This is a genomic window from Tenacibaculum sp. SM2510 (genome assembly GCF_057002845.1).
Map to the genome: position 1 here is coordinate 2312195 of NZ_CP192703.1, position 25128 is coordinate 2337322.

21 protein-coding genes are annotated in these 25128 nt (G+C 30.8%); 15 read left to right on the forward strand and 6 right to left on the reverse strand.

What is annotated here, in order from left to right; all coding sequences use genetic code 11:
* Positions 1 to 13: 13 nt before the first annotated feature.
* Complete coding sequence (locus ACQ629_RS10420; RefSeq protein ID WP_483704766.1) at positions 14 to 1285, reverse strand: hydroxymethylglutaryl-CoA reductase, degradative; 1272 nt, start codon at positions 1283 to 1285, stop codon at positions 14 to 16.
* Between the two features lie 142 nt (positions 1286 to 1427).
* Here ACQ629_RS10420 and ACQ629_RS10425 point away from each other — a divergent pair, with 142 nt between their 5' ends.
* From ACQ629_RS10425 to ACQ629_RS10440, 4 genes are all read left to right on the forward strand, one after another.
* Positions 1428 to 3572 (forward strand): S9 family peptidase, encoded by a 2145-nt coding sequence (locus tag ACQ629_RS10425; protein WP_483704767.1) that lies wholly within the window; start codon positions 1428 to 1430, stop codon positions 3570 to 3572.
* Between the two features lie 3 nt (positions 3573 to 3575).
* Entirely contained in the window at positions 3576 to 4979 is a 1404-nt protein-coding gene (locus ACQ629_RS10430) for a peptide MFS transporter (RefSeq protein ID WP_483704768.1), read from the forward strand.
* A 71-nt stretch (positions 4980 to 5050) separates the two neighbouring features.
* The gene (locus tag ACQ629_RS10435; RefSeq protein WP_483704769.1) at positions 5051 to 6634 is read left to right on the forward strand and encodes a peptide MFS transporter; all 1584 of its coding nucleotides are present in this window, start codon (positions 5051 to 5053) and stop codon (positions 6632 to 6634) included.
* A gap of 106 nt (positions 6635 to 6740) precedes the next feature.
* Positions 6741 to 7259 (forward strand): thioredoxin family protein, encoded by a 519-nt coding sequence (locus ACQ629_RS10440; RefSeq protein WP_483704770.1) that lies wholly within the window; start codon positions 6741 to 6743, stop codon positions 7257 to 7259.
* 63 nt (positions 7260 to 7322) lie between these two features.
* On the opposite strand, the gene ACQ629_RS10445 is transcribed toward ACQ629_RS10440, so the two are convergent.
* A complete protein-coding gene (locus ACQ629_RS10445) occupies positions 7323 to 9344 on the reverse strand; it encodes a ComEC/Rec2 family competence protein (protein ID WP_483704771.1) in 2022 nt (673 codons plus the stop codon).
* A 128-nt stretch (positions 9345 to 9472) separates the two neighbouring features.
* Here ACQ629_RS10445 and ACQ629_RS10450 point away from each other — a divergent pair, with 128 nt between their 5' ends.
* Positions 9473 to 10270 carry an energy transducer TonB gene (locus ACQ629_RS10450; protein ID WP_483704772.1) on the forward strand — a complete coding sequence of 266 codons (798 nt, stop codon included), beginning with the start codon at positions 9473 to 9475 and terminating at the stop codon, positions 10268 to 10270.
* Between the two features lie 106 nt (positions 10271 to 10376).
* Here ACQ629_RS10450 and lysS read toward each other — a convergent pair whose 3' ends face one another.
* Together lysS and ACQ629_RS10460 are read right to left on the reverse strand one after the other, a co-directional pair.
* Positions 10377 to 12074 carry a lysine--tRNA ligase gene (lysS, locus tag ACQ629_RS10455; protein ID WP_483704773.1) on the reverse strand — a complete coding sequence of 566 codons (1698 nt, stop codon included), beginning with the start codon at positions 12072 to 12074 and terminating at the stop codon, positions 10377 to 10379.
* Between the two features lie 367 nt (positions 12075 to 12441).
* Entirely contained in the window at positions 12442 to 12942 is a 501-nt protein-coding gene (locus tag ACQ629_RS10460; protein ID WP_483704774.1) for a DUF456 domain-containing protein, read from the reverse strand.
* 152 nt (positions 12943 to 13094) lie between these two features.
* Here ACQ629_RS10460 and ACQ629_RS10465 point away from each other — a divergent pair, with 152 nt between their 5' ends.
* The 4 genes from ACQ629_RS10465 to ACQ629_RS10480 all read left to right on the forward strand — a co-directional run bounded on the left by ACQ629_RS10465 (position 13095) and on the right by ACQ629_RS10480 (position 16812).
* Positions 13095 to 13460, forward strand: coding sequence for a BlaI/MecI/CopY family transcriptional regulator (locus ACQ629_RS10465; protein ID WP_483704775.1), 366 nt, complete (start codon positions 13095 to 13097; stop codon positions 13458 to 13460).
* 72 nt (positions 13461 to 13532) lie between these two features.
* On the forward strand, positions 13533 to 15050 hold the full coding sequence (locus ACQ629_RS10470; protein WP_483704776.1) for an energy transducer TonB: 1518 nt from the start codon (positions 13533 to 13535) through the stop codon (positions 15048 to 15050).
* Between the two features lie 8 nt (positions 15051 to 15058).
* Positions 15059 to 16312: a tetratricopeptide repeat protein gene (locus ACQ629_RS10475; protein ID WP_483704777.1), complete on the forward strand. Its 1254-nt coding sequence runs from the start codon at positions 15059 to 15061 to the stop codon at positions 16310 to 16312.
* A 35-nt stretch (positions 16313 to 16347) separates the two neighbouring features.
* Entirely contained in the window at positions 16348 to 16812 is a 465-nt protein-coding gene (locus ACQ629_RS10480) for a hypothetical protein (RefSeq protein ID WP_483704778.1), read from the forward strand.
* Between the two features lie 2 nt (positions 16813 to 16814).
* On the opposite strand, the gene ACQ629_RS10485 is transcribed toward ACQ629_RS10480, so the two are convergent.
* Positions 16815 to 18323, reverse strand: a complete 1509-nt coding sequence (locus ACQ629_RS10485; RefSeq protein ID WP_483704779.1) for a GH3 auxin-responsive promoter family protein — start codon at positions 18321 to 18323, stop codon at positions 16815 to 16817.
* Between the two features lie 65 nt (positions 18324 to 18388).
* Between ACQ629_RS10485 and ACQ629_RS10490 the strand changes: the two genes are divergently transcribed.
* Entirely contained in the window at positions 18389 to 19183 is a 795-nt protein-coding gene (locus ACQ629_RS10490) for a DUF2797 domain-containing protein (RefSeq protein WP_483704780.1), read from the forward strand.
* Positions 19184 to 19343: 160 nt separating this feature from the next.
* On the opposite strand, the gene ACQ629_RS10495 is transcribed toward ACQ629_RS10490, so the two are convergent.
* Complete coding sequence (locus ACQ629_RS10495) at positions 19344 to 21464, reverse strand: carboxy terminal-processing peptidase (RefSeq protein WP_483704781.1); 2121 nt, start codon at positions 21462 to 21464, stop codon at positions 19344 to 19346.
* A 365-nt stretch (positions 21465 to 21829) separates the two neighbouring features.
* On the opposite strand from ACQ629_RS10495, the gene surE reads away from it, so the two are divergent.
* The 5 genes from surE (at position 21830) to ACQ629_RS10520 (ending at position 25115) form a co-directional block, all read left to right on the forward strand.
* Positions 21830 to 22600, forward strand: a complete 771-nt coding sequence (gene surE / locus ACQ629_RS10500) for a 5'/3'-nucleotidase SurE (protein ID WP_483704782.1) — start codon at positions 21830 to 21832, stop codon at positions 22598 to 22600.
* Positions 22588 to 22875, forward strand: a complete 288-nt coding sequence (locus ACQ629_RS10505) for a hypothetical protein (RefSeq protein ID WP_483704783.1) — start codon at positions 22588 to 22590, stop codon at positions 22873 to 22875. The genes surE and ACQ629_RS10505 overlap by 13 nt, the downstream gene beginning before the upstream one ends.
* A gap of 12 nt (positions 22876 to 22887) precedes the next feature.
* The gene (gene lpxB, locus ACQ629_RS10510; protein WP_483704784.1) at positions 22888 to 23997 is read left to right on the forward strand and encodes a lipid-A-disaccharide synthase; all 1110 of its coding nucleotides are present in this window, start codon (positions 22888 to 22890) and stop codon (positions 23995 to 23997) included.
* Positions 23998 to 24125: 128 nt separating this feature from the next.
* On the forward strand, positions 24126 to 24641 hold the full coding sequence (locus ACQ629_RS10515) for a C40 family peptidase (RefSeq protein WP_483704785.1): 516 nt from the start codon (positions 24126 to 24128) through the stop codon (positions 24639 to 24641).
* Between the two features lie 3 nt (positions 24642 to 24644).
* Positions 24645 to 25115: a C40 family peptidase gene (locus ACQ629_RS10520; protein WP_483704786.1), complete on the forward strand. Its 471-nt coding sequence runs from the start codon at positions 24645 to 24647 to the stop codon at positions 25113 to 25115.
* Positions 25116 to 25128: the final 13 nt, after the last annotated feature.

Here is a 25128-nt window from a genome sequence, read left to right on the forward strand (position 1 = left end):
GAGACAATTAATATTATTTTCTTAACTCTTTAAATTTATCAATTACAGCGCTATGAGAAACGGTTCTTTTTTCAAAATAAGCAGTTATAGCATCTCTTTCTTTGTTGGTTGCTTCTAATTGATTTAAAATATTTTGCAAGTGCATTTTCATGTGTCCGTGCTGAATTCCTTTAGTTGTTAAAGCTCGTAATGCAGCAAAATTTTGAGCTAAACCAGCAGCAGCAACAATTTGCATTAGTTCTCTTGCGGATGGTTTTTGCATCATGTCTAACGATAATTTAGCCATCGGATGTAAAGCTGTTAGGCCACCAACTGTTCCGAGCGCTAAAGGAATTTCAATCCAAAATTTAAAAATACCCTCTTTAATTTCACAATGCGTTAAACTTTTGTACAGTCCGTCTTTAGAAGCGTAGGCATGTGCACCAGCTTCAATCGCTCTAAAATCATTACCTGTAGCTAAAACAACGGCGTCTATACCGTTCATAATTCCTTTGTTGTGAGTAACTGCTCGATAAGGTTCTATTTCAGCTATTTTTACCGCTTGTTCGAATTTTTGAGCAAATTTATGAGGGTCTTTACCACCTAAATCTTCAATTTTACAGGAAACTTCTGCTTTCACTACACAGTCTGTAACGTAGTTAGATAAGATGCTCATGACAATTTCAATATCATCTCGTCTAAACTGATTTGCCATTGCCTCTAAACACGAATTAATAAAATTCGCGCCCATGCTGTCTATTGTTTCAAAAGTTACATGTAATTGGTAATAATTGGCAAGTTTATTAGTTTTATCAACTAATTGAATATCTAAAATGCCACCACCACGTTTTTCCATATTCTTAGTTATGGAAGCCGTAGCTTTATATAATTCGTCTTTTTGCTTGTCAAAATAGTTTTCTAATTCCTTCTTGTCACCTTCGTACATAAAATGTACTTGACCAATTTTGGTAGTCGAAATAACTTCAGTTTTAAAGCCGCCACGAGTACTCCAGTATTTTGCAACTAAAGAGGCTGCTGCTACAACAGAGCTTTCTTCAACAACCATTGGTATTACATAATGGCGATTGTTTATAACAAAATTAGGTGCAATACCATACGGCATATAAAAATTAGAAAGCGTATTTTCTATAAAATCGTCATGTAGTTGTTGTAGTTTTTCATCTACATTCCAATATTGTTTTAGTGTTTGTGTAATTTTTGGTTGTTCGTTAAAATAAGTTTTAGTCAACCAATTTATTTTTTCCTCTTTAGTAAGTTTAGAAAATCCAGTAATAATTTTAGACATTGTCTATAAAATTTAGATAGCTCAAAGATAAATGAATCCTGTTAAAATAGCATTCATATTTAGTATTTCTAACTTTTTTGATGCATTTTATGGCGATTTTTCCGTAAACTTGGCAAACTTTTTAGATAAACAATAACATAAGATGAAAAAAATATTACTACTTTTCATAGGATTATCTTCGCTATTACAAGCACAGAAAAAAGATATTTCTTTAGAAGATATTTGGAAAAAAGGCACGTTTAGAGCCGATTACATGAATTCATTAAACTCAATGAATGGTGATTTTTATTCTTTATTAAATTCCGAAAACGGAAATTCGTCGGTAGATAAATACAATTATAAAACTTTAGAAAAAGTTGAAACAATTGTTAATAGTAAAGATTTAAAAGGCTTAAATGCATTTAGATCATATAGTTTTAATAGTGATGAAACAAAACTGATTTTAGGAACTAATTTTAAGCCAATATTTCGTCGTTCTTTCTTGGGTACGTTTTATATATATGATATCGCTTCAAAAAAATTAAAATTAATAGGGGAAGATATTCAGCGACCAACTTTTTCGCCAGATAGTAAAAGAGTTGCTTATGCAAAAGACAACAACTTATTTATTAGGGATTTTTCTAGCAATACAATTGTTCAGGTTACAAATGATGGTGAGAAAAATAAAATTATAAACGGTATTACCGATTGGGTGTACGAAGAAGAATTTGGATTTGTACGTGCTTTTGAGTGGAGTGCAGATGGTAGCAATCTTGCTTTTTTACGTTTTGATGAAAGTGCTGTAAAAACATTTTCTATGGATGTTTATGGTAAAGGAAAATATCCAACTCAAGAGGTGTTTAAATATCCAAAGGCAGGAGAAGATAATGCGAAAGTTACCTTACATGTGTATTCTTTAGATACTAACGGAACAGCTAAAATTATTTTCGGAGAGTATGAATATATTCCAAGAATTAATTGGACAAAAGATGGTAACATTTTAGCGGTACGTACTTTAAATCGTCATCAAAATGATTTAAAAATGTATTTTATCAATGCTAAAACCTATGATACTACATTAATATTAACTGAAACTGATGAAGCTTATGTGGATGTAACGGACGATTTAACGTTTTTAGATGATAATAGTTTTATCTGGACAAGTGAAAAAGATGGTTTTAATCATATTTATCACTACAACAATAAAGGTGAATTAATAAATCAGGTAACAAAAGGAAATTGGGAGGTAACTTCTTATTATGGTTTTGATGCTGATAAAAAAACAATTTACTATCAATCAGTAGAAAATGGATCGATAAATAGAGGTATTTATAGCGTCTCTTTAACGGGTGAAAATAAAAATTTAATAAGTAACCCATCAGGAACAAATAACGCATCGTTTAGTAAGAACATGCATTATTTTATAAATACATTTTCTGATGCTAATACCCCAAATGTATATTCTTTAAGAAATGATGCGGGTAAAGTATTAAAAATAGTAAAAGATAATGCAGCTTTAAAAGAAGTTATTGCAGGATATAATTTAAGTAAAAAAGAGTTTTCTACAATTAATGTAAACGGAAACGACTTAAACATGTACACAATTAAGCCTGTTAATTTCGATTCAAACAAAAAATATCCAGTGTTGATGTATCAGTATTCTGGACCAGGATCTCAAAATGTATCAAATAGCTGGAACGGATCTAACGATTATTGGCACCAAATGTTAGCTCAAAACGGATACATGATTGTTTGTGTAGACGGCAGGGGAACAGGTTTAAAGGGTAGAGAATTTAAAAAAATTACGCAAAAGCAATTAGGTAAATACGAGGTTGAAGATCAAATAGCAGTCGCTAAAGAATTAGCAAACTTATCATATGTAGATGCAAAGAGAATTGGAATTTGGGGTTGGTCTTATGGTGGTTTTATGAGTACTAATTGTATCTTAAAAGGAAACGATGTGTTTGCTGCGGCAATAGCGGTTGCTCCTGTAACTACTTGGCGTTTTTATGATAGTATTTATACTGAGCGTTACATGCAAACACCTGAAGAGAATCCAACAGGTTATGATGAGAATTCTCCATTAAATTACCCGGAATTATTAAAAGGAAAGTACTTGTTAATTCACGGTACAGCTGATGATAACGTACATGTACAAAACGCATTTAGAATGGCAGAAGCTTTAATACAAGCCAACAAGCAATTCGAATGGGGAATGTATCCAGATAAAAATCACGGAATTTACGGTGGTAATACGCGTATACACTTGTATACAAAAATGACGAATTTCATTAAAAACAACTTATAAAATATGAACACAGTAAAACAAGAGGATTTCTTGGGACATCCTAAAGGACTATATGTATTATTTTTTGTAGAAATGTGGGAGCGTTTTTCATATTACGGTATGAGAGCCATCTTAACATTGTATTTAGCGGCTCCTATATTATTAGGAAGTCCACAGTCAGGTTTTGGATGGACGAATTCGGAAACAATATCTTTCTACGGTACATATACGATGCTTGTATATTTAACATCAATACCTGGTGGTTGGATTGCAGATAAATACATTGGTCAGAAAAAAGCAGTAATGCTAGGAGGTGTGTTATTATGTATAGGGCATGGTATTCTTGCAGTTGATGCTCAATGGGCATTCTTTACCGGGTTACTGTTTATTGTAATAGGTGTTGGGTTTTTAAAACCAAATATTTCTACAATGGTTGGTGGATTATACTCAAAAGGAGATGACAGAAGAGATAAAGGTTTTTATGTATTTTATATAGGAATTAATTTAGGAGCTTTTTTAGGGGCTTTAGCAGTTGGTATCGTTGCAGCAGAATATGGATGGCATTATGGTTTTGGTCTTGCTGGTATCGGTATGGCTTTAGGACAAGTTGTATACATGTACGGTTTAAAATATTTAGAAGGAGTTGGTGATTTTATTGGTCAACAAGATTCTCCGAATAAAGAGTTAATGAACAAACCATTAAATGCTGTTGAAAAAGACAGAATGTTGGTAATGTTTTTATCATTCTTAATTATTATTGTTTTCTGGGGAGCTTTTGAGCAAGCTGGTGGATTAATGAGTTTATATACCGAGCAAAAAACAGATAGATTACTTGCTTTTATTGGTTATGAAGTTCCTGCAGCCACATTTCAATCAATTAATGCTTTTTTTATCATTGTATTTGGTACAGCAGTTGGTGCATTTTGGCATAAATGGGGAAGAAAAGGAAAAGAATCTTCATCATTATTTAAAATGGCTATCGGTGTAATTATTATGGCTTTTGGTTTTTTCTTTATGAGTAAAGCAAGTACAGAAGTTGTTATGGAGGGTGATAATGTAATTGAAAAATCAGCAATGATATGGTTAGTATTGGCATATTTATTTCACACAATTGGTGAGTTATGTGCTTCGCCAGTAGCATTATCATTCATTACAAAATTAGCACCAGTAAAATATGCATCTTTTATGATGGGTGCATACTTTGCTGCTACAGGATTAGGAAATAAAGTAGCAGGAATGGTAGGAGCCATGTCTGAAGGCGCAGGGGAATTTCAAGTGTTTACAGGAATTGCAGTTTTCTGTACTATTTTTGGAGTGTTGATTATTTTAATATTAAAACCTCTTAAACGTTTAACACACGGAGCTGAAGATATCAAAGGAACTCATAACGAAGAAGCTGAAGGATTTGAATTAGCGGACAATAATTAGAAATAAAAATAAAACCTTGTAATATTTGATATTGCAAGGTTTTTTTCATTCATAAATTATATATTAAAAAAATGAGTACAAACACTGTTAGATTTGAAGGTTCAGAAATGAATCGTAAGTTACTGATGGGACACCCATCAGGTTTATTTGTTCTTTTCTTTACTGAAATGTGGGAACGTTTTTCTTATTATGGAATGAGAGCAATTTTAGTATTGTTTCTAACTTCTGCAGTTACAGGAGATAATCCTGGTTGGGGATGGTCTAGAGAAGATGCATTAGGTTTATACGGAACATATACAATGCTAGTTTACTTTTCTCCAATTATTGGAGGGTATTTAGCGGATAAGTTTTTAGGATATCGATTTTCGGTAGCAATCGGTGCATTTATAATGACATTTGGGCACGCAGCGATGGCTTTAAATACACCTTGGAGTTTGTATTTAGGTATTGGTTTGTTAGTTGCAGGAAACGGTTTGTTTAAGCCTAATATTACATCTATTATTAATGGTGTTTATAAAAATGCCCAAGATAAAAAAGATGGCGCTTTTACTATATTTTACATGGGAGTAAATGCAGGTGCCTTTGTTGGTATTTTACTTTGTGGTTATGTTGGTGAAACAGCAGGATGGCATTATGGATTCGGATTAGCAGGTATATTTATGTTTTTAGGAATGTTGCAGTTTTGGTTTGCTCAAGGAATTTTTGGAAGCATAGGGTTGTCTCCATCTAAAACAATTGAATATAATGACGCTATTGAAAATGTTGATGAAAAGACAACAATTGTAGAAGAGAAAGTACCAGCAAATGTTCAGAGAGATCGTTATATTGTTGTAGGTATTCTTGCCTTTTTCACCATTTTCTTTTGGGCTGCTTTTGAACAAGCGGGTGGTTCTATGACAATTTTTGCAGGTGATTACACAAATAGGGTTTTAGAAGGAAGTTCTGCTGATATATTTAGAATAGCAAATACATTATTAACAGTAATACCTTTATTAATAATAACATATGTTTTAATTCAATTATTTAAAATAACTTTTAAAAAATATGCATTATCTAATTTTTTCTTAGGTACAAGTTTTGCTATTATTTGGTGTGTTGTTATTTGGATGTTGAAAAACCAATTTAGTGATGTTAAAACAGAAGTGCCAGCATCATGGTTCTCTATTTTAAATTCATTTTATATCATTGCTTTTGCACCATTAATTTCAAAAATATGGGAAAGTAAATTTAACCCACCAGCAACTGTGAAATTCGGAATGGGATTAGTGCTTTTAGGATTAGGTTTTGGAGTGTTAGCTTATGGTTCTGCTGAAATACCGCAAGGAGCACAAACAGCTTCGGTAAGTATGATTTGGTTAATATTAGCTTATTTATTACATACTTTAGGTGAATTATGTTTGTCACCTGTTGGTTTATCATATGTTTCAAAACTAGTTCCAGCATCTACAATTGGTGTAATGTTCGGGCTTTGGTATATTGCAATTGGTATGGGGAATAAAGCTGCAGGATCTATGGGAGGTATGATTGATAAAATTACTACAGCTTATGATATGAGCACATTCTTTTTAATATTTACGATTGTACCAATTCTTGCTGGGTTTATTTTAATGAGTCTAACACCCTTGGTTAAAAAATTAATGCACGGAGTTAAGTAGCATGAAAATCTTATAAAAAAGTTAAAAAAATTTTACAACCTGTCAATATATTAATAATTGACAGGTTTTTTTGTAAATTTGGAATACTTATTGAGACCTAAAAGATATGAAGAAATTAATTTTAGTAGCCGTATTCGCATTTATTTCAGTTGGAGTAAAAGCACAACAAGAAGTTAATTGGTTAACTTTTGAAGAAGCGATAGAAAAAAACAAAGAAACACCAAAACCTATTTTAGTCGATTTATATACAGATTGGTGTGGTTGGTGTAAAAAGATGGATAAAACTACGTACAAAAACGATGTAATAGTAAAGTTTATAAATGATAATTTTTATGCCGTAAAAATGGATGGTGAAGGCAAAGAAGATATTAACTTTAAAGGAAAAACATATAAGTTTGTTCAGCAAGGAAGAAGTAAATATCATGAATTGGCAGCAACAATTATGAAAGGAAAAATGAGTTATCCTTCTACTGCCTTTTTTAGTGCTGAAGAACAATTAATCCAAACAGTTCCTGGGTATTTAGATGAAAAAAAGTTTGAAAAAGTTTTAGCGTATTTTACAAAAGATAATTATAAGAATACCAAATGGTCAAAATTCTCAAAGAATTTTAAAGGTTCAATCTAAATAATAGTAGTTTGTCATTGCGAGGAACGATACAATCTGCTTATAGTTCTTTTAATAAATTCTTTATTTTAATATATAAGCTCCGTTTTGCCCAGTATGGTGAAACGGAGTTTTTTGCTTTTTACAAGTCAATTGCCACCTGTTTATATAACTTCTGTAATTACTTCCGTCAGCAATTATTTGGGTAGGTTTTAAGGTGTTTATGAGTCGAGTTAAATTAATTTTAGGAGAATGTTGTAGTATTACAATAGGGTTAGTAGCAGCGATATTGTAAACACCTAAACTATCAATTATTAAAATTTTATCAGAATTAAACTTAAAATAATTAGGTGTTTTGTTGGTAGAATAACTTTTTATATTCTCATTTATCCGATAATCTATAATTGCTTTATCAGTAATTATTTTAAGACTATCCAAGTTGTGAAAAACATGTAATTGTTTTCCGTTTCTTATGCCTAGTAGTTTTTTTCTACTTTTATTAAAAACTATAACTTCTTGTTTTTGTTGTCGATTCTTTTTTTCGAAAATGAAAACAGTTTGTAGCATAGCTATGGATGCAAGTAAAAATAATAATTGTTTTGTTCTTTTGACAATGATGAACTGATAAGCAAATACGATTATAAAATACCAACCAAGCATCTCGAAGAAGGACATCGATATTTCTTGCCATAAAAACCCTTCTTGATTTGAAACCCAATCAACTATTTTATTCATTAAAGAAATAACGAATCCGTAAATATCAACAAGAAATTGTGGAAGTAAATTTAACAACGCAAGCAGTATAATTAAGATTCCGCCAATTAAGATTCCACCTAAAAACGGAATAATCAATATATTCGATATTATAAAAAGTCCAGGAAATTGATGAAAATAATACAAGCTAATAGGTAATATTCCTACTTGAGCAGCAACAGAAACTGTAAGTAAACTCCAAATTTTATCGAGCAACCAAATTTTAGGTTTCCATAGTTTGTAGAGTAGGGGTTGTACCCAAATAATTCCGAAAACAGCGAGGTAACTTAACTGAAATCCTACATCAAACAAAAAAAGTGGTTTTATTATAAGTAAGAAAAACATCGAACTGATTAACGAGTATTCCACTATCCTTTTCTTTTTAAATGATGCACCAACAGCAATAAAAGTAAACATAGTAACCGCTCTTACAACTGAGGCCGATAAGCCTGCGATAAAAGCAAACATCCATAGTAGAATAACGATTAGAACAGCTTTTATGATTACGCCATGTTTTAATCGCTCTAAAGGTTTAAATAACGATGATAATACGAGTAAGATAATTCCGATATGCAAACCTGAAATGGCCAAAATATGTACGGCACCGGCATTGATATAGCTTTCAAGAAGGTTTTTAGAAATATCTTGTCGTTGCCCTAATAACAAAGCATTAATTACTGAAAGTTCGTCTTTATTAAAAGAATATTTTTTTAAAGAAGTTTGAATCTTATTTCTGAACTGAGCTGATAACCCGTAAATAGAAATAGTTTCTTTTTCGAACCTTTTATATTCTTTCTGATTAATAAAAACTTGTTGATAGATGTATTGCTTTGCTAAATAATCTTTGTAATTAAATTGATGTGGGTTTAAAGGATTCGTTAAGTTTTTAAATTCTGATTTCAAAAAAAGACGATCATCAACATTCAAAGTTCTTGCTATGCTGTCTTTTTTTAGATTTAATAAAATAGTTCCACTTGTTATTTTAGTATCAACCTGAATCACATCAGCAATAAATTTGTGACTGTAATTACTCGATTTTAGAACTTTACTAATATTTAGGATTATTCCTGAATTATTAGAGGTATGATGTTGGTAATAGTCTGCGTAATTTCTTGGATTGTGTATAAATGAGATTGAAACACCAATAACGATAAAAAATAAAAGTGTAGCTATAGAAAATACTTTACGTGCGTTATTTCTTTTTAATAGATATAAAAGAAGTAAAAATAAGGACATGAAAGCTGTTAAGTAAATAAACTTATAGCACCATATATCCGTGTAAAACTGTAAAATAATTCCGATTATTAAACAACTTAAAAGATGAAAAGGAGAGTATTGAAGTAAATTTTTCATAACTCATTAAAGTTAATAAAAAATAATTAGCTAGGTTTTTGATTCCTTTTTGACACTTTTTTACATTTCATTTTCAATTACTTAGCAGTTGAAGAGTATATTTGTAGTACAGAATATAAAAACCAAAAATGAAAACAAAAATAACCGTTTCTGCAATTTTAGTAATGATAATAAGTTTTGTTGTTTTTGGCTTTGTAAATAAAATGGAAACAAAAAAAGAAATTACATCAGTAATATCTGTTAATGTTGTTTCTACAGATTTTGAGAATTCTATTTTAAAATCAACACCTGTAAGAAAACTGACTTACTTTGTAAGAGGGGCAAATAACAAAACAATTACAGAAGGTGAATTAAGTAACGTAAAAAATTTAAAAGAAGTATTTGAACATTACCCAACCAGTTGGATTGAAGAATACGTATTCATAGAAATTACTCGAGTAACAAACAACAAAGAGATTAAAGAAGTATGTAAGAGTATTACTTTAAATACAAAGCAACAAGTATTTTTTAGAAACGCTAAAGTTGGAGATGATATACGGATTAAAATTGTTTATAAAACCAAGAACGCAGCTAAGAATTCTTTAAATACAAGTGAAATAAAAAAGACTCTAACTATTGTTCCAGATATCTCGGCTCGTTTTGAAGGCGCAGAAAACGCTTTAGAATCTTATTTAACAAACAAAAGTTCCGTAGAAATTAAGAATTGGAAGTTTAATCCAACACAAAGTGCTACTGCTAGTTTTATTGTTGATGAAAATGGATCGGCAATTAATGTAAATATTGTAGAATCTTCAGGTATCATATCAATTGATAAAGCAATAGAACAATTGCTAGAGCAAATGCCCAAATGGATACCAGCAAAAAATAGTGCAGGAATATCGGTACAACAAAAATTTGAATTAACAATTGGTGATACAGGTTGTTAATTGAGATGTATTATTACAAGAAATATTTTGAACTTATTCCGATAGCTCAAAAAACCCAAAAAGCAACCTTATTTAGGTTGCTTTTTTTAGTATATTTAAAAGGATATTATGCTATTTCAACAAATAAACCTTCGTCAGTTTTTTCAACTTTAGCTAATTTATTTTTGGTTAAACCTTTAATAGTTTTGTCCCATTTCTTATTAGATAAACCTGATTGTATTTTTAAGTCATTTAAAGTAATCTTTTCAGCTTTTTCAATCAAAGCTAACACTGCTTTTTCATCGTCGTTTAATTCAACAGAAGGAGCTTTTTTCTCAGGTCTCATTTGAGGGAAAAATAACACTTCTTGTATCGATGCATTGTTGGTTAAATACATAATCAAACGATCCATACCAATTCCTAAACCAGACGTTGGAGGCATTCCGTATTCTAAAGCACGTAAAAAATCATGATCTATAAACTCACTCGCTTCATCGTCTCCACGTGCTGCTAACTTAAGCTGTGCTTCAAAACGCTCACGTTGATCAATTGGGTCGTTTAATTCAGAATATGCATTGGCAATTTCTTTACCACAAACCATTAACTCAAAACGCTCTGTTAATTCAGGGTTGTCTCTGTGCTCTTTACATAAAGGAGACATTTCCTTCGGATAATCAGTAATAAACGTTGGCTGAATGTAGTTTCCTTCACATTTTTCACCAAACATTTCATCAATTAACTTTCCTTTTCCCATGGTAGCATCAACTTCAATACCCATTCCTCTAGCAGCTTCAAAAAGTTCACTTTCAGATTTTCCATTAATATCAAAGCCAGTAAAGTGCTTTATAGAATCAGCCATAGTAACTCTTGCATACGGCGCTTTAAAATCAACTTCATGTTCACCAAAAGTTGTTTTACTTGTTCCGTTTACGGCAATAGCACAATGTTCTAATAACTTTTCAGTAAAGTCCATCATCCAGTTGTAGTCTTTATAAGCTACGTAAATTTCCATTGCTGTAAATTCAGGATTGTGAGTTCTGTCCATTCCTTCATTTCTAAAGTTCTTAGAAAACTCATATACACCATCAAAACCACCAACAATTAATCTTTTAAGATATAATTCGTTAGCAATACGCATATATAAAGGTACATCTAACGCATTATGGTGTGTCATAAAAGGTCTTGCAGATGCTCCACCAGCAATAGGTTGTAAAATTGGCGTTTCAACTTCAAAATAACCAGCGTCGTTAAAAAAGTTACGCATTGCCGTAAATAACTTGGTACGTTTTACGAAAACTTCTTTTACATGCGGGTTAACCACTAAATCGGCATAACGCTGACGGTAACGCATCTCAGGATCTGTAAATCCGTCAAATGTATTTCCTTCGGCATCAACCTTTGGTAAAGGCAATGGTTTTAAAGATTTACTTAACAATTTAAATCCTTTTACCATTACGGTTTTTTCACCAACTTGAGTCGTAAATAATTCACCCTCAATACCAATAAAATCACCAATATCTAATAATTTTTTATATACCTCGTTGTATAAAGTTTTGTCTTCTCCAGCACAAATTTCGTCTCGATTAAAGTAAACCTGAATACGACCTTCGCTATCTTGTAGTTCAGCAAAAGAAGCTTTTCCTTGAATACGACGACTCATTAATCTACCAGCAATTACCACCTTTTTTCCTTCTTCAAACTCGTTTTTAATAACTTTCGAATTCGAATCTAATGGAAATAAATCAGCAGGGTACGGATTAATACCTAATTCACGTAGTTTTCCTAACTTTTCTCTACGTACAACTTCTTGTTCTGATAATTGCATGGGTTGTTTTTTATAATTTTTAATGAAGCCGCAAAGATACAATCAATTGCAGAATTAAACAACGCTAAACAAATTCGTATTTTTTGTAAAAAAATTAAAAAAGTTTGGTAGAGTTAAAAAAGGTTGTATATTTGCAGGCTGCTTTTTTTTAAAGGTAGCATTTAGTTGTGTTGTTAGGCACTTTAAATAGTGTCATGGTTTTGTTAACCAATGGAAAGCTTCCCTGAGATGGGACGCTTTTTTTTTGCTCTAAATTTAAGGTATTTACTTTTTTTGAAGCTGTTTCCCGCTTTCCGCACTCGCTCTCTGCGAGGAGCTCAAACAAATGCTACAATCGGGGCTAAACTTATTTACTAAGGATACAGCATTATAAAAATGAACTTTTGTATTCCCAAAGTGTTGTAAAGAACAATATAAAATAAACAAAAGCTATTGAGAATTTAATAGTGGCAGAGGTAAGAAACCCCAATAAAGAACCGAACGAAGCTTTAATAGCTCTATTGGTATCTTTACTATCATAGATTAATTCCCCAATAAGAGCACCGAAAAAGGCACCAATTATAATTCCGAAAGGAATAGGAGACAGTAAGCCTACAATAAGTCCAATCGTAGTACCGTACACTCCGTATTTAGTTCCTCCAAAGCGTTTTGTTCCCATAGCAGGAATAAAATAATCAAGAATAAAAATAATGATAGCAATCACTAAGGTAATTCCAAGGAAAGTCCAGTTTTGCGGAACAGCGCTTGTTAAATGTAATAACAACAAGCCAATCCAACTTGTAATTGGCCCTGGCAGAATAGGTAGGAAGGATCCTATAATACCTAAACAAACAAAAAGGAATCCGAGAATTACTAAAAAGATATCCATGTTTCTAAATTAATATTTATATATAAACCTCTAGGGTTTATGCTTATAAGACGAATATAATAATTGTTTGTTACATTTATTTATAACTAAAAAATTAGTTTAAACTAATTTTTTAGTTATATTTGTAAGGTATTAATGTTAAATCATTGAAAATGAACAAGCAACTAACAAAAGCAGAAGAACAGATAATGCAAGTGTTATGGACTTTGAAAACAGCTTCGGTAAAAGAAGTGATTTTAGAATTACCAGAACCAAAACCAGCCTATAATACCGTATCTACAATTATCAGAATTTTAGAAACGAAAGAATTTGTAGGACACGAACCAAAAGGAAGAGGGTTTGTATACCATCCGTTAGTAGAAAAAGCTGATTATAGCAACCAAAGTTTACATAAGTTAATGGACGGTTATTTTGGAGGCTCATTTAAAAGTATGGTATCTTTTTTTATGAAAGAAAACGAAATGAGTATTAATGAGCTTGAAAGCATTTTAAAAGAAGCTAATAAAAATAAAAAGTAACTGTTAGTTCGAGAAAATTTTACAAGTTTATATATAAATAACACTCGAAGTGATAACATAAAATTAAGACTCATGATAAACTATATAATTCAAGTCATCTTATTTCAAGTATTATTTGTAGCTGTGTATGATTTCTTTTTTAGTAAAGAAACGTTCTTTACTAAAAACAGGTGGTATTTATTAAGTACGTCGGTTATTTCATTTTTATTACCAATTTTTAAAATACCAACAATACAAAAAGTAGTTCCATTAGAGTACACCATTTTGTTACCAGAAGTAGTTTTGTCGCCACAAAGCGTACTAGAAAAAGCAGCTTGGTACCAATCTGTAAATTATTTAGATGTGTTGTTTGTAATTGGTAGTCTATTTTTTTTAACCATTTTTATTATAAAACTACAACGAATAGTCCATTTAATTTATAAATACGGAAGTGAGAATAAACAAAACTACAAATTGGTATTGCTACCTAAAAATGCCAAAGCATTTTCTTTTTTCAATTATATTTTTTTAGGAAAAGGAATTCCAGCAGAGAAACAAGAAAAGATAATACAGCACGAGTTAGTACACAGTACACAAAAACACACCTTCGATTTATTGTTTTTCGAATTTTTAAGAATATTCATGTGGTTTAATCCGATGGTGTATGTATATCAAAACCGAATTTCGTTGGTACACGAATATATTTCAGACGATGTAGTAACGAAATCAACCGAAAAAGAAAATTACATTAATAATTTATTAGCTGATATTTTTCAAGTAGAAAACATCTCATTTGTAAATCAATTTTATAAGCATTCATTAATTAAAAAAAGAGTTATTATGATGACAAAAGGAAAATCAAAACAAGTAAAGCAATTAAAGTATTTATTATTAATTCCGTTATTGGCAAGTATGGTGTTGTATACGGGATGTAGTGAGAATGAAGGAAATGATATTACTACAAAGAAGCAGTTGCAAAAAATTTATTTAGGTAAAAAGGAAAATGTCCAAGAAACAAGTAAAGAAACATATTTAGATTTTTTCATGACATTTGATAATGTTTCATTAGGAAGAGAAATTGGTTTAAATGAATTAAATAAAGAGGAAAAGAAGGAGTTTTTAGAATTGAAAGCATCTTATGCGGAGAGCAAAGAAGATAAGGATGTTTTTTATTTTAAAATTTATGATTTTGGTGATAGAAAAGTAGTAGGGTTACATAGGAAACCAATGGTGGTAAAAAAAGAAAGTGAAGAGGTTTATCATGAAGACGTTCCGTTTTCAATCATAGAAAAAGCACCAACTTTTCCTGGTTGTGAAGAAGGAGATAAAAGTTGTTTGAATAAAAGCATGATGAAATTTGTAAAAGAAAATTTTGATGTCAAATTAGCAAATACTTTAGGATTGAAATCAGGGAAAAAAAGAATTTATGTACAGTTTAAAATAGATAAAGATGGTAGCATTACAGATGTAAAAGCAAGAGCACCACATCCGAAGTTAAAAGAAGCTGCAATGGAAATGATTAAGAAACTACCACAAATGAAACCGGGAGAACAAAGAGGTAAAAAGGTAAGAGTAGGATATACATTGCCAATAACATTTGTGATAGAATAATTTTAACTATGAAAAAGAAAATTTTAACTATTGTTCTTATTATTTCATTTTTAAAAGTCGGGGCGCAAACCTCGACTTTTATTTCAGTAGATAGTTTGGTGCATATTGGGCGTTATCAAAAAGCATTAGTGCAACTTAAAAAATTACCAGAAAGTTATCAATCAACTAAAAGAATGGCAACTATTTATAGTTCGATAGATAATTACAAAGAAGCATCTAAATATTACGAAAAAGCACTGTTGCTAAACAACGAGTATTCGGTTAAAGTAGCATTAGGAAAAAGTTATCAGAAAGAAAAAAAGTTACAAAAAGCAATTACAGTTTTTGAAGAAATTACAATAGCCGATTCAGATAATTTATTAATAAGTTATCAATTAGGAAAACTGTACTTACAAACAAAACAGCCTGTAAAAGCAAAGCTTATTTTTGAGGAGCTCCTAAAAAAGGATGAGAATAATGCATATTATCATTACCAAATGGCAATTGTATATGCGTTATTAAAAAAGAGAGATTTAAAAATTAATAGTTTTTTAGCAACCTATAAGAACGATAATGAACATATAAAAGCAATTCATCAGTTAGCGGTTGCTTACACGCTTTTAAGAGATAAAGATTCGGCAAGTATTTTTATAGATAGAGGCTTAAAAGTAAATTCGAAACATATTGCTTTAAATAAATTAAAAATTAATAAATTATATACAAGTAAAAAGTATGAAGAAGCAATTGCTTTGTTGGTTAAGATTGATTCCTTAGAACCGAACGAACATTATACGAAAAAGATGTTAGGACGCAGTTTTTTAAAATTAAAAGATTACCCAAAAGCAAGAAACAATTTTAAGAAAGCATTAAAAATTGATAGAGCAGATTTTAAATCATACACGTATTTAGGGGATACTGATTTTGCTGAAAAAGACTATAAAAGTGCTCGTTTTAATTATTGGTACGGAACTATTGTAGGTAAAGAAAGGCGAGATAACGAATATTATCAATTAGCAAGAGCTTATAAAGAATTAGGTAAGCCAAAAGAAGAAATGAATGCTTACCGAGATGCTTATGAAGAAAATTTTAAGAATTACAGAGCATTATTTCAGTTAGCAAATACATCAGAAAATTTTTATAAGGATAAAAAAATAGGGTACAAGCATTATAAAAATTACCTAAAGAGGTTTGAAACTAAGGATTCTTTACTAACGAGTCAGGTAAAAGTGCGGCTTAAAGAAATTAAAAAGTTTTATTTCTTAAAAGGAGAACTGTTAGAGTAAATCATTTTTTGTATTTTCATCTCAAAATCAAGGAGATGAGGTTTTTTTATGCCGTAATTTTTATAGTAATTTTTACGAGTTTAAGTTGTGGTTTTTTATCAGAAGATGATAAAAACCACAACTTAAATACTGTTATTGATTATACGAAAGTAGATGTTTCTCCGACTTTTAAAAACTGTAAAAATTTATCGATTAAAAAAAATAGCGTTTGTTTTAGTGAAGAGATACATAAAAGAATGCAAGCTTCTTTAATAACGTATAACTTTGTAACCGAACAAGCTATTAATGAGACTGTTTTAATTGATTTATTAATTGATAACAAAGGAAAGTTTAAGCTTAAAAAAATTACAACATCTATAGCTATTAAAAATCAACTGCCTAATTTAGATAGTGTTATAAGGAATGCTATTAAGAAATTACCCAGAATTACACCTGCTTTTAAAAGAGGCATTCCGGTGACTACACAATATCAATTGCCTTTAAAAGTTGAAGTTTATTAAACTTATAAGTTTAACAATTCTTCCACAAAATCACGTTTGTTAGATAAGCGAGGTACTTTATGTTGGCCACCAAGTTTTCCTTTTTCTCGTAGCCAATCGTAAAATAAATTTTCACGAGCTTCATGTATAATCGGCATTGCCAATGTTAAATTGTTATAACGTTTAGCCTCATAATCTGAATTGATAGTTTTTAAAGAATTATCTAACAATTCGGTAAAATATTTAAGGTTTTTAGGCGCTTTACTAAATTCGATAATCCACTCATGTCCGCCGCTTTTTTTACCATCCATAAAAATAGGACCAACGGTATAATCTTTAATATTTGCATCGGTTTTTTCGCTAGCAGCCTTTAATGCTTTTTCAGCATTTTCGATAATTAGTTCTTCACCAAAAACATTAATGTGATGTTTGGTTCGGCCGGTAATTTTAATACGATACGGATCTGTTGATGTAAACTTAATAGTATCACCAATTAAATAACGCCACAAACCACCATTTGTAGTGATTACAATGGCATAATTCACGCCTTTTTTAACTTCGGAGAGTGAAATAGCAGTTGAGTTTTCTCCGTCATAAGTATTCATCGGAATAAACTCATAAAAAATACCATAATCTAACATTAATAGCATTTCGTCAGAATTATTTCTGTCCTGAATACCAAAAAAACCTTCTGACGCATTGTAGGTTTCGTAGTATTTAAAATCTTTTTTAGGAATCAATTTTTTGTATTGTTCTCGGTATGGATTAAAGTTTACGCCACCATGAAAATACACTTCTAAATTTGGCCAAACTTCTAAAATGTTATTCTTTCCTGTTTTTTCTAAAACACGATTTAATAAAACCAACATCCAACTAGGTACGCCAACTAAACTCGTAATGTTTTCATCGATAGTTTCATCAATAATAGCTTCCATTTTAGTTTCCCATTCCGCCATTAAAGAAACTTCCTGACTAGGAGCAGAGCTAAAATCGGCCCAAAAAGGTAAGTTTTCGGTTATAATTGCAGATAAATCTCCGAAATAGGAATTGTTGTCTTCGTAAATAGCCGTACTACCGCCTAGTTTTAATCCTTTGCCAGTAAACATCTGCGTGTCTTCATTATTATTAATGTATAAACACAACATATCTTTTCCGGCTTTTAAATGGCAGCCTTCTAGCGCTTCATTACTAACAGGTATAAACTTACTTTTAGCGTTGGTGGTTCCGCTACTTTTTGCAAACCAATGAATAGGTGTGGGCCAAAATAGGTTTTGCTCACCTTTTCTACAACGTTCAATAAGAGGTTCTATACTTTCGTATTTCTGAATGGGAACATTGGTAGAAAAATCGGTGTAATTATGTATTGATGTAAAAGAATGTTGTTTTCCGAATTCGGTATTTTTGGCTGTATTTAGTAATTTTTGTAGGAGTTCGTTTTGTACATCAACAGGATATTTTAAAAACAGCTCTACTTGATGTTTACGCTTTTTTAAAAACCAAGAAATGATAGAATTTATAAATGGAAACGACATATATTACCTCTTAATTTAATTTTTTACTGTAAGTTTGTGAAGCTAAAAGTAATAAAATTTAAGACATGCATTACCAAGGAGTTTTAAAAAAAATGACAACTGAAAATTTAGAGACAGTTCAGTATTATTTAGATATGAAATCTGATTTTATAAATATGAATCAGTTGCTGAATAAAAACATAACATTAAGTTTTGTTAAATATGAATGTTTAAACTGTCATTTAGAAAAAGAGGTATACCGTCAAGGGTTTTGTAAAAGTTGCTTTTTTGAAACACCAAACGCTGGAGATTGGATTATGCGACCTGAATTAAGTAAAGCGCATTTAGGAATTGAAGATCGCGATTTAGAATATGAGAAAAAAGTGCAATTAAAACCGCATATTGTCTATTTAGCAAACTCTAGTAATGTAAAAGTAGGTGTTACTAGAAAACAGCAAGTACCAACACGTTGGATAGATCAAGGAGCGCATGAAGCAATTGAAATTGTTGAGGTTCCTAATCGTTATTTAGCAGGAATTACAGAAGTTGCTTTAAAAGAGCATGTAGCTGATAAAACCAATTGGCGAAAAATGCTTAAGAATGATGTTGTAGATGAAAGCCTAGTGTCTTGGCAAGAAAAACTACGAGAATTTATACCTGCAGAGGCGCAAGAGTACATTATAGAAAATAATAAAGAGACTATTATTAATTTCCCTGTTGCTAAATATCCATTAAAGCCGAAAAGTTTAAATATTGTTAAAGAACAAACTTATACTGGTATTTTAGTTGGTGTTAAAGGGCAATATTTAATTTTTGAAGATGAAACTGTTTTTAACGTTAGAGCTAACGAAGGTTTGGTGGTGAAAATGGAGTTGATGTAAATTATCAATTATATAATTTTTTAAAAAAACTATATAAAAAATTGAATGTTCACTATTATGAACTTGATTTAAGGTATCATAAATTTGATAATAAAAAACTCCGTCAAGCTAAATTTATATTAGTTTGACGGAATTTTCAGTTTTCATAAAAAGATTTTTATTACTGTTTTACTATTGTGTAATTTTTATTCATTTTTAATTCACTTAACACATTAAGAGCTTCATTTAAATAAATATCTTTTTTCAAGTTCTTGTGCCATACCACACGTTTGTCTTTCAAAACAGTATCTTTTGTAAATAGGTTAAGCTCGTATTTTGGTGAGTTAAAAGTTAAGTTAGAATCAAATTTATAGAGGTCTTTAAATTGTTCAGCTTCTTTCACTTTACTCTCGTTTTCTTTTTTGTAAGTACTATATTTTAAAGAATATATTCTTTCTTCTTGATTTTTCTTTAACCATTTAGCGTATTCATTAATTTTTTTGAATTTATCATCACCAAGTACACGTTGTTGACTTTTAAAAACAACATCACCAAAGTTACTGTACGAGTCTGTTGTACTATACTTAGCTTGTTCTACCTTATCCCACGGTAAAGCACCGTCTAAATCACGCTCACCAAACTTCATGTAGCTATACCTTGTAGGTAATGATATATCAGAATACACACCTTCAATTTGAGTAGACCCACCATTGATTCGGTAAAATTTTTGAATGGTCATTTTTAAAGCACCTAAATCACTGGGGTATTTTTCATAAAAACGATTAATAGGCAATACATTTTGCACGGTTCCTTTACCATAAGTTTGTTTACCACCTATAATTACACCACGCTTATAATCTTGCATTGCGGCAGCAAAAATTTCAGAAGCCGAGGCAGAAAATTCGTTTACCATTACAACTAATGGACCATCCCATTGAGTTTTAGGGTTGGTGTCATTTTTTACTAAAGGCTCTTCTTCTCTATATTTTACTTGTACAATAGGGCCTTTTTCAATGAATAATCCACCAATTTCAATAGCTGTTTTTAAAGAACCCCCACCGTTATCACGCAAATCAACAATTAATCCTTTTACGTTTTCACTTTTTAAGCGTTCAATCTCTTTCTCCATGTCCTTGGCAGCATCTCTGCGGCTTAAGTCATTAAAATCGATATAAAACCTTGGTAGATCTATAACTCCGTATTTCTCGCCATCTTTTTCAACAATACTCGATTTAACAAATGTCTCATCTAACTCAACAACATCTCTAATAATAGGAATTATTTTAGTTGAACCATCAATTTTTTTCTTCACAGTTAATCGAACTTCTGTTCCTTTTTTTCCTTTTATAAATTTAATGGCATCATCTAAACGCATACCTACAATATCTAAAGGTTCTGCATCACCTTGTGCTACCTTTAAAATAATATCTTCAGGTTCTAAATCACCTTGTTTCCAAGCTGGCCCTCCAGAAATTAGCTCAACAATATGTGTATAAATCCCTTTTTTCTGTAAACGAGCTCCAATACCTTCTAATTTACCTGACATTTCTTGATCGAAACGAGATTTTATACGAGGAGACATATAGGTTGTATGTGGACCAAAACCACTAACAACACTATTTAAGAAGGTAGAATACCAGTCAGAATTTTCAAGTTCATCAATCCGTTGGTATAATTCATTCATGTTTTTTAAAACACCTTTTCTAGCTTCTGTTTCTAGCTCAGAGAATGTTTTCTTTTTAAAATTCTTATCTTTTTTAGCTTTATTATTTTGTAAATTTTCAGCATCTTCAATGCTACTTAAAATAGAAAATTTTAACTGTTTTCTCCAATAATCAACTAATTCACTTTCGTTTTTAGCAAACGGTACTTTATCATAATCAACATCAATAACTTCGTTTTTTTTATAATTAAAAGACTGTGTTAATAATGAACGGTAATTGCTTTTTGCAGTGCCTAGTTTTGTTAAAAACCGATTGTATACCAATTTGTAAAAATCAATTTTAGTATCTTTTAATTGATTATCTATTTGATATTTAAATTGAGAAAATTCTTTTAAATCTTCTTGTGTAAAATATCTTTTATTAGGGTCTAAGCCATCAATGAATGTATTGTATACATGTTCAGAAAAATCATCATTTAATTCTTTTTGAACATAATGATATCTACTTAAAATGTTTTTTAAAACATATACAATTACTCTGTCTTTATCAGGATCTGGTTCAGAAACAGTATTCGAATAAGTTGCGTTTGAAAATAATAGCGTAATTGCTAAAAAAGGAATTATAAATTTCGTCTTCATATATCTTCTGTCTTTTAATTATGTGCTTAGGGATACTAAACTACTAAAATAATGCCAATTTTTAATTGAAGCATTTTTTATAAGATTATTTTTAAATAATTTATTGATAACAATAATAACTATGTTTTGCGTGAAGATATTCATTAAAAATATAATTATTACAATCGTTTTCTAGCTGTTTTAGGTAATTATTATCGAAAAAAATATAGAAATGATAAAAACAGTTAAATAAACAATAAATTGTACCATGTTGTTTGTATTTGATTACTACAATTTTACGCATAATATAAAGGATTCTGTCTTTAGAAAATGTTAAAAATAATAATGCTTTTTTTATGTTACATTTGTTGTAAAACTAACAGACTATGCAAGAAAGACCCTTAATCTTGGTAACAAATGACGACGGAATTACCGCACCAGGTATTCGCATGTTGATAGAAATAATGAATAAAATTGGTGACGTTGTTGTTGTTGCTCCCGATAGACCACAAAGCGGAATGGGACATGCAATTACGGTAGATAATGTTTTGCATTGCAATCCTATTACAATTGATGATGGTCCACAAATTGAGTATAGTTGTTCTGGTACACCAGCCGATTGTGTAAAGATGGCGAAAAATGAAATTTTAAATCGCACGCCAGATTTATGTGTTTCAGGAATTAATCATGGTGCAAATTCATCGATAAATGTTCTTTATTCAGGTACAATGAGTGCTGCGGTTGAAGCAGGAATTGAAGGAATTCCTGCAATTGGTTTTTCATTGTTAGATTTTGATTGGCACGCCGATTTTAGAGCCGCTAAAAAATATATAGAAAAAATAGTATTGAATGTTTTATTAAACGGTTTGCCAGAAGGTGTGGTGTTAAATGTAAATATTCCGAAGTTAAAAGAAAAAGAAATAAAAGGAGTGCGTGTTTGTCGCCAAGCAAATGGGTATTGGAAAGAAAATTTCGATAAACGTAAGAGTCCGTATGGTAAAGAATATTACTGGTTGTCTGGAGAATTTGTAAACAGAGATAAAGGACAAGACACAGATATTTGGGCCTTAGAAAACGGGTTTATTTCAATGGTTCCAGTTCATTTTGATATGACAGCGCATCATGCAATTCAAAAATTAAACTCATGGGACATATAAGTAAAGAAATAGTAATAGGGGTTTTAATGTCGATAGTAGCTACTTCATGTGGACTTTTTATTTATTTAGAATTTATATCGCATGATACAATGTCCGAAACATTTAAAAAAGTTATAGAAGGTGGAGTTTTAGGGCCTGTTTTGGCGTTGGCAGCGATTCCTAATTTATTTGTTTTTTGGGTGTTTTTAAAAAAGAATCAAGATTACAGAGCAAGAGGAGTTTTAATAACAACAGTAGTGATTGCTTTAACAACCCTTGTTTTAAAATTTATATAACAATTATTATTCATGAAATATTACATTCTTGTAGGAGAGGCTTCAGGTGATTTGCATGGCGCTAACTTGATGAAAGCTTTATTGAAAGAAGACCCAACCGCAGAAATTCGTTTTTGGGGAGGTGATTTAATGCAAGAAGTAGGAGGTACGCTTGTAAAGCACTATAAAGAACGTGCTTTTATGGGTTTTTTGGAAGTGTTATTAAATTTACGAAAGATAGTAGGAATGATGTCTTTCTGTAAAAAAGACATTGCTAATTTTAAGCCAGATGTATTAATTTTAATTGATAATTCAGGTTTTAATCTTCGGATAGCTAAATGGGCAAAAAAACAAGGTTTTAAAACCAATTATTATATTTCACCACAAGTTTGGGCAAGTAGAGCTGGTAGGGTAAAGGATATAAAGCGAGATGTAGATGCAATGTTTGTGATACTTCCGTTTGAAAAGGAGTTTTATCAGAAATATAACTACGATGTACATTTTGTAGGACATCCTTTAATAGATGGAATTGCAGGTAGAAAGCAAGTAAACGTAAAAGGTTTTAGAGAGCAACACAATTTAGGAAACAAAGATATTATTGTTTTGTTACCCGGAAGTAGAAAACAAGAAATAACAAAAATGTTATCAGTAATGCTTTCTTTAGTGGACGATTTTTCTAATTACCAGTTTGTGGTTGCCGGAGCGCCGAGTCAGCCTTATGAGTTCTATAAAGAGTTTATTGGGAATTCTAACGTTAAGTTTGTTAACAATAAAACATACGACTTATTAAGTATTTCGCATGCAGCTTTAGTCGCTTCAGGAACGGCAACTTTAGAAACAGCATTGTTTAAAGTGCCGCAAGTAGTTTGTTATAAAGGAAGCAATATTTCATATCAAATAGCAAAACGAATTATTACTTTAAAATACATTTCGTTGGTGAATTTAATTATGGATAAAGAGGTGGTGACTGAATTGATTCAGAATGATTTTACCAAAAAGAATCTAGCAAAGGAACTAAAGCATGTTTTAGAACCTAAACACCGAGAAGAATTGTTTTTGTCGTATTTCGATTTAGAACAAAAACTAGGAGGTAAAGGAGCCTCTGAAAAAACAGCGAAATTAATTGTAGGCGGATTGCAATAAAACTGGCACGAATAAAATAAAGTAAATCTAAGACCGTTAAAAATAGATTACTTCGTCATACGTCCTCGTAATGACGTGTTTTTTATTAAAAAAAACCAAGTAATCTTTTAGCTTATAAATTAATATATATGATAAAAAAATCAATCTATATTATACTACTTTCTTTTTTAATGGTTTCATGCGGATCATCAAAAAATATAAGTACTTATAAAAAACCTAAAAAAGTAAAGAATAAATCAGCTAGTTCAATAAACAACCCAACAATTGCAGATAAAGTAGTTTGGACAGCGGTAACATATAAAGGGGTTCGTTATAAGTATGGAGGAATGACCAGAAGAGGTATGGATTGTTCTGGTTTAATCTATACGTCTTTCAAACAACGTAATGTTACTGTACCAAGAACATCTCGTGAAATGTACACTAAAAGCCGTGATATTTCTTTACGTAATGTAAAACGAGGAGATTTATTATTCTTTAAAACCTCTAGGAAAAGAGGAAAAGTTAATCACGTTGGTTTGGTAACATCTATAGATAACGGCAATATTAAGTTTATACACTCAACAACTTCTCGTGGAGTTCTTGTTACTTCGTTGTATAGTGATTATTGGAAAAAAGCATTTATAAAGGCTAAAAGAATTTTATAAGAAATGAAAAAAAACCTGCTTTTATTTATTGTAATTATAGTGTTTATTGTTTTTAGGTTTTCGATTCAAGGAAACGATAAAAAAGCAAACACTAAAGTAGATCAGTTACTTGAAATAGCAAACTCGTATGCAGGAGCTCCATATAAATTTGGGGGAACAACTAAAAACGGAATGGATTGCTCGGGGCTTGTAAGTGTATCGTTTAAAGAAGTTGGTATTCAATTACCACGTTCATCAAAAGCTATGAGTGCAACAGGAATAGAAATTCCTTTTGATGATGTTAAAGTAGGGGATTTACTTTTTTTTGATATAGCTCGTTTAAAAGGCGAAATAAACCATGTTGGTTTGGTAACTTCAATATTGAATAATGAATTTTTTTTTATGCATTCTACCACTTCAAAAGGTGTAATTACTTCTTCTATGGATGAAACTTATTGGAAAAATGAGTTTGTAAAAGCGACACGAGTACTGTAGTTTATATTATTTA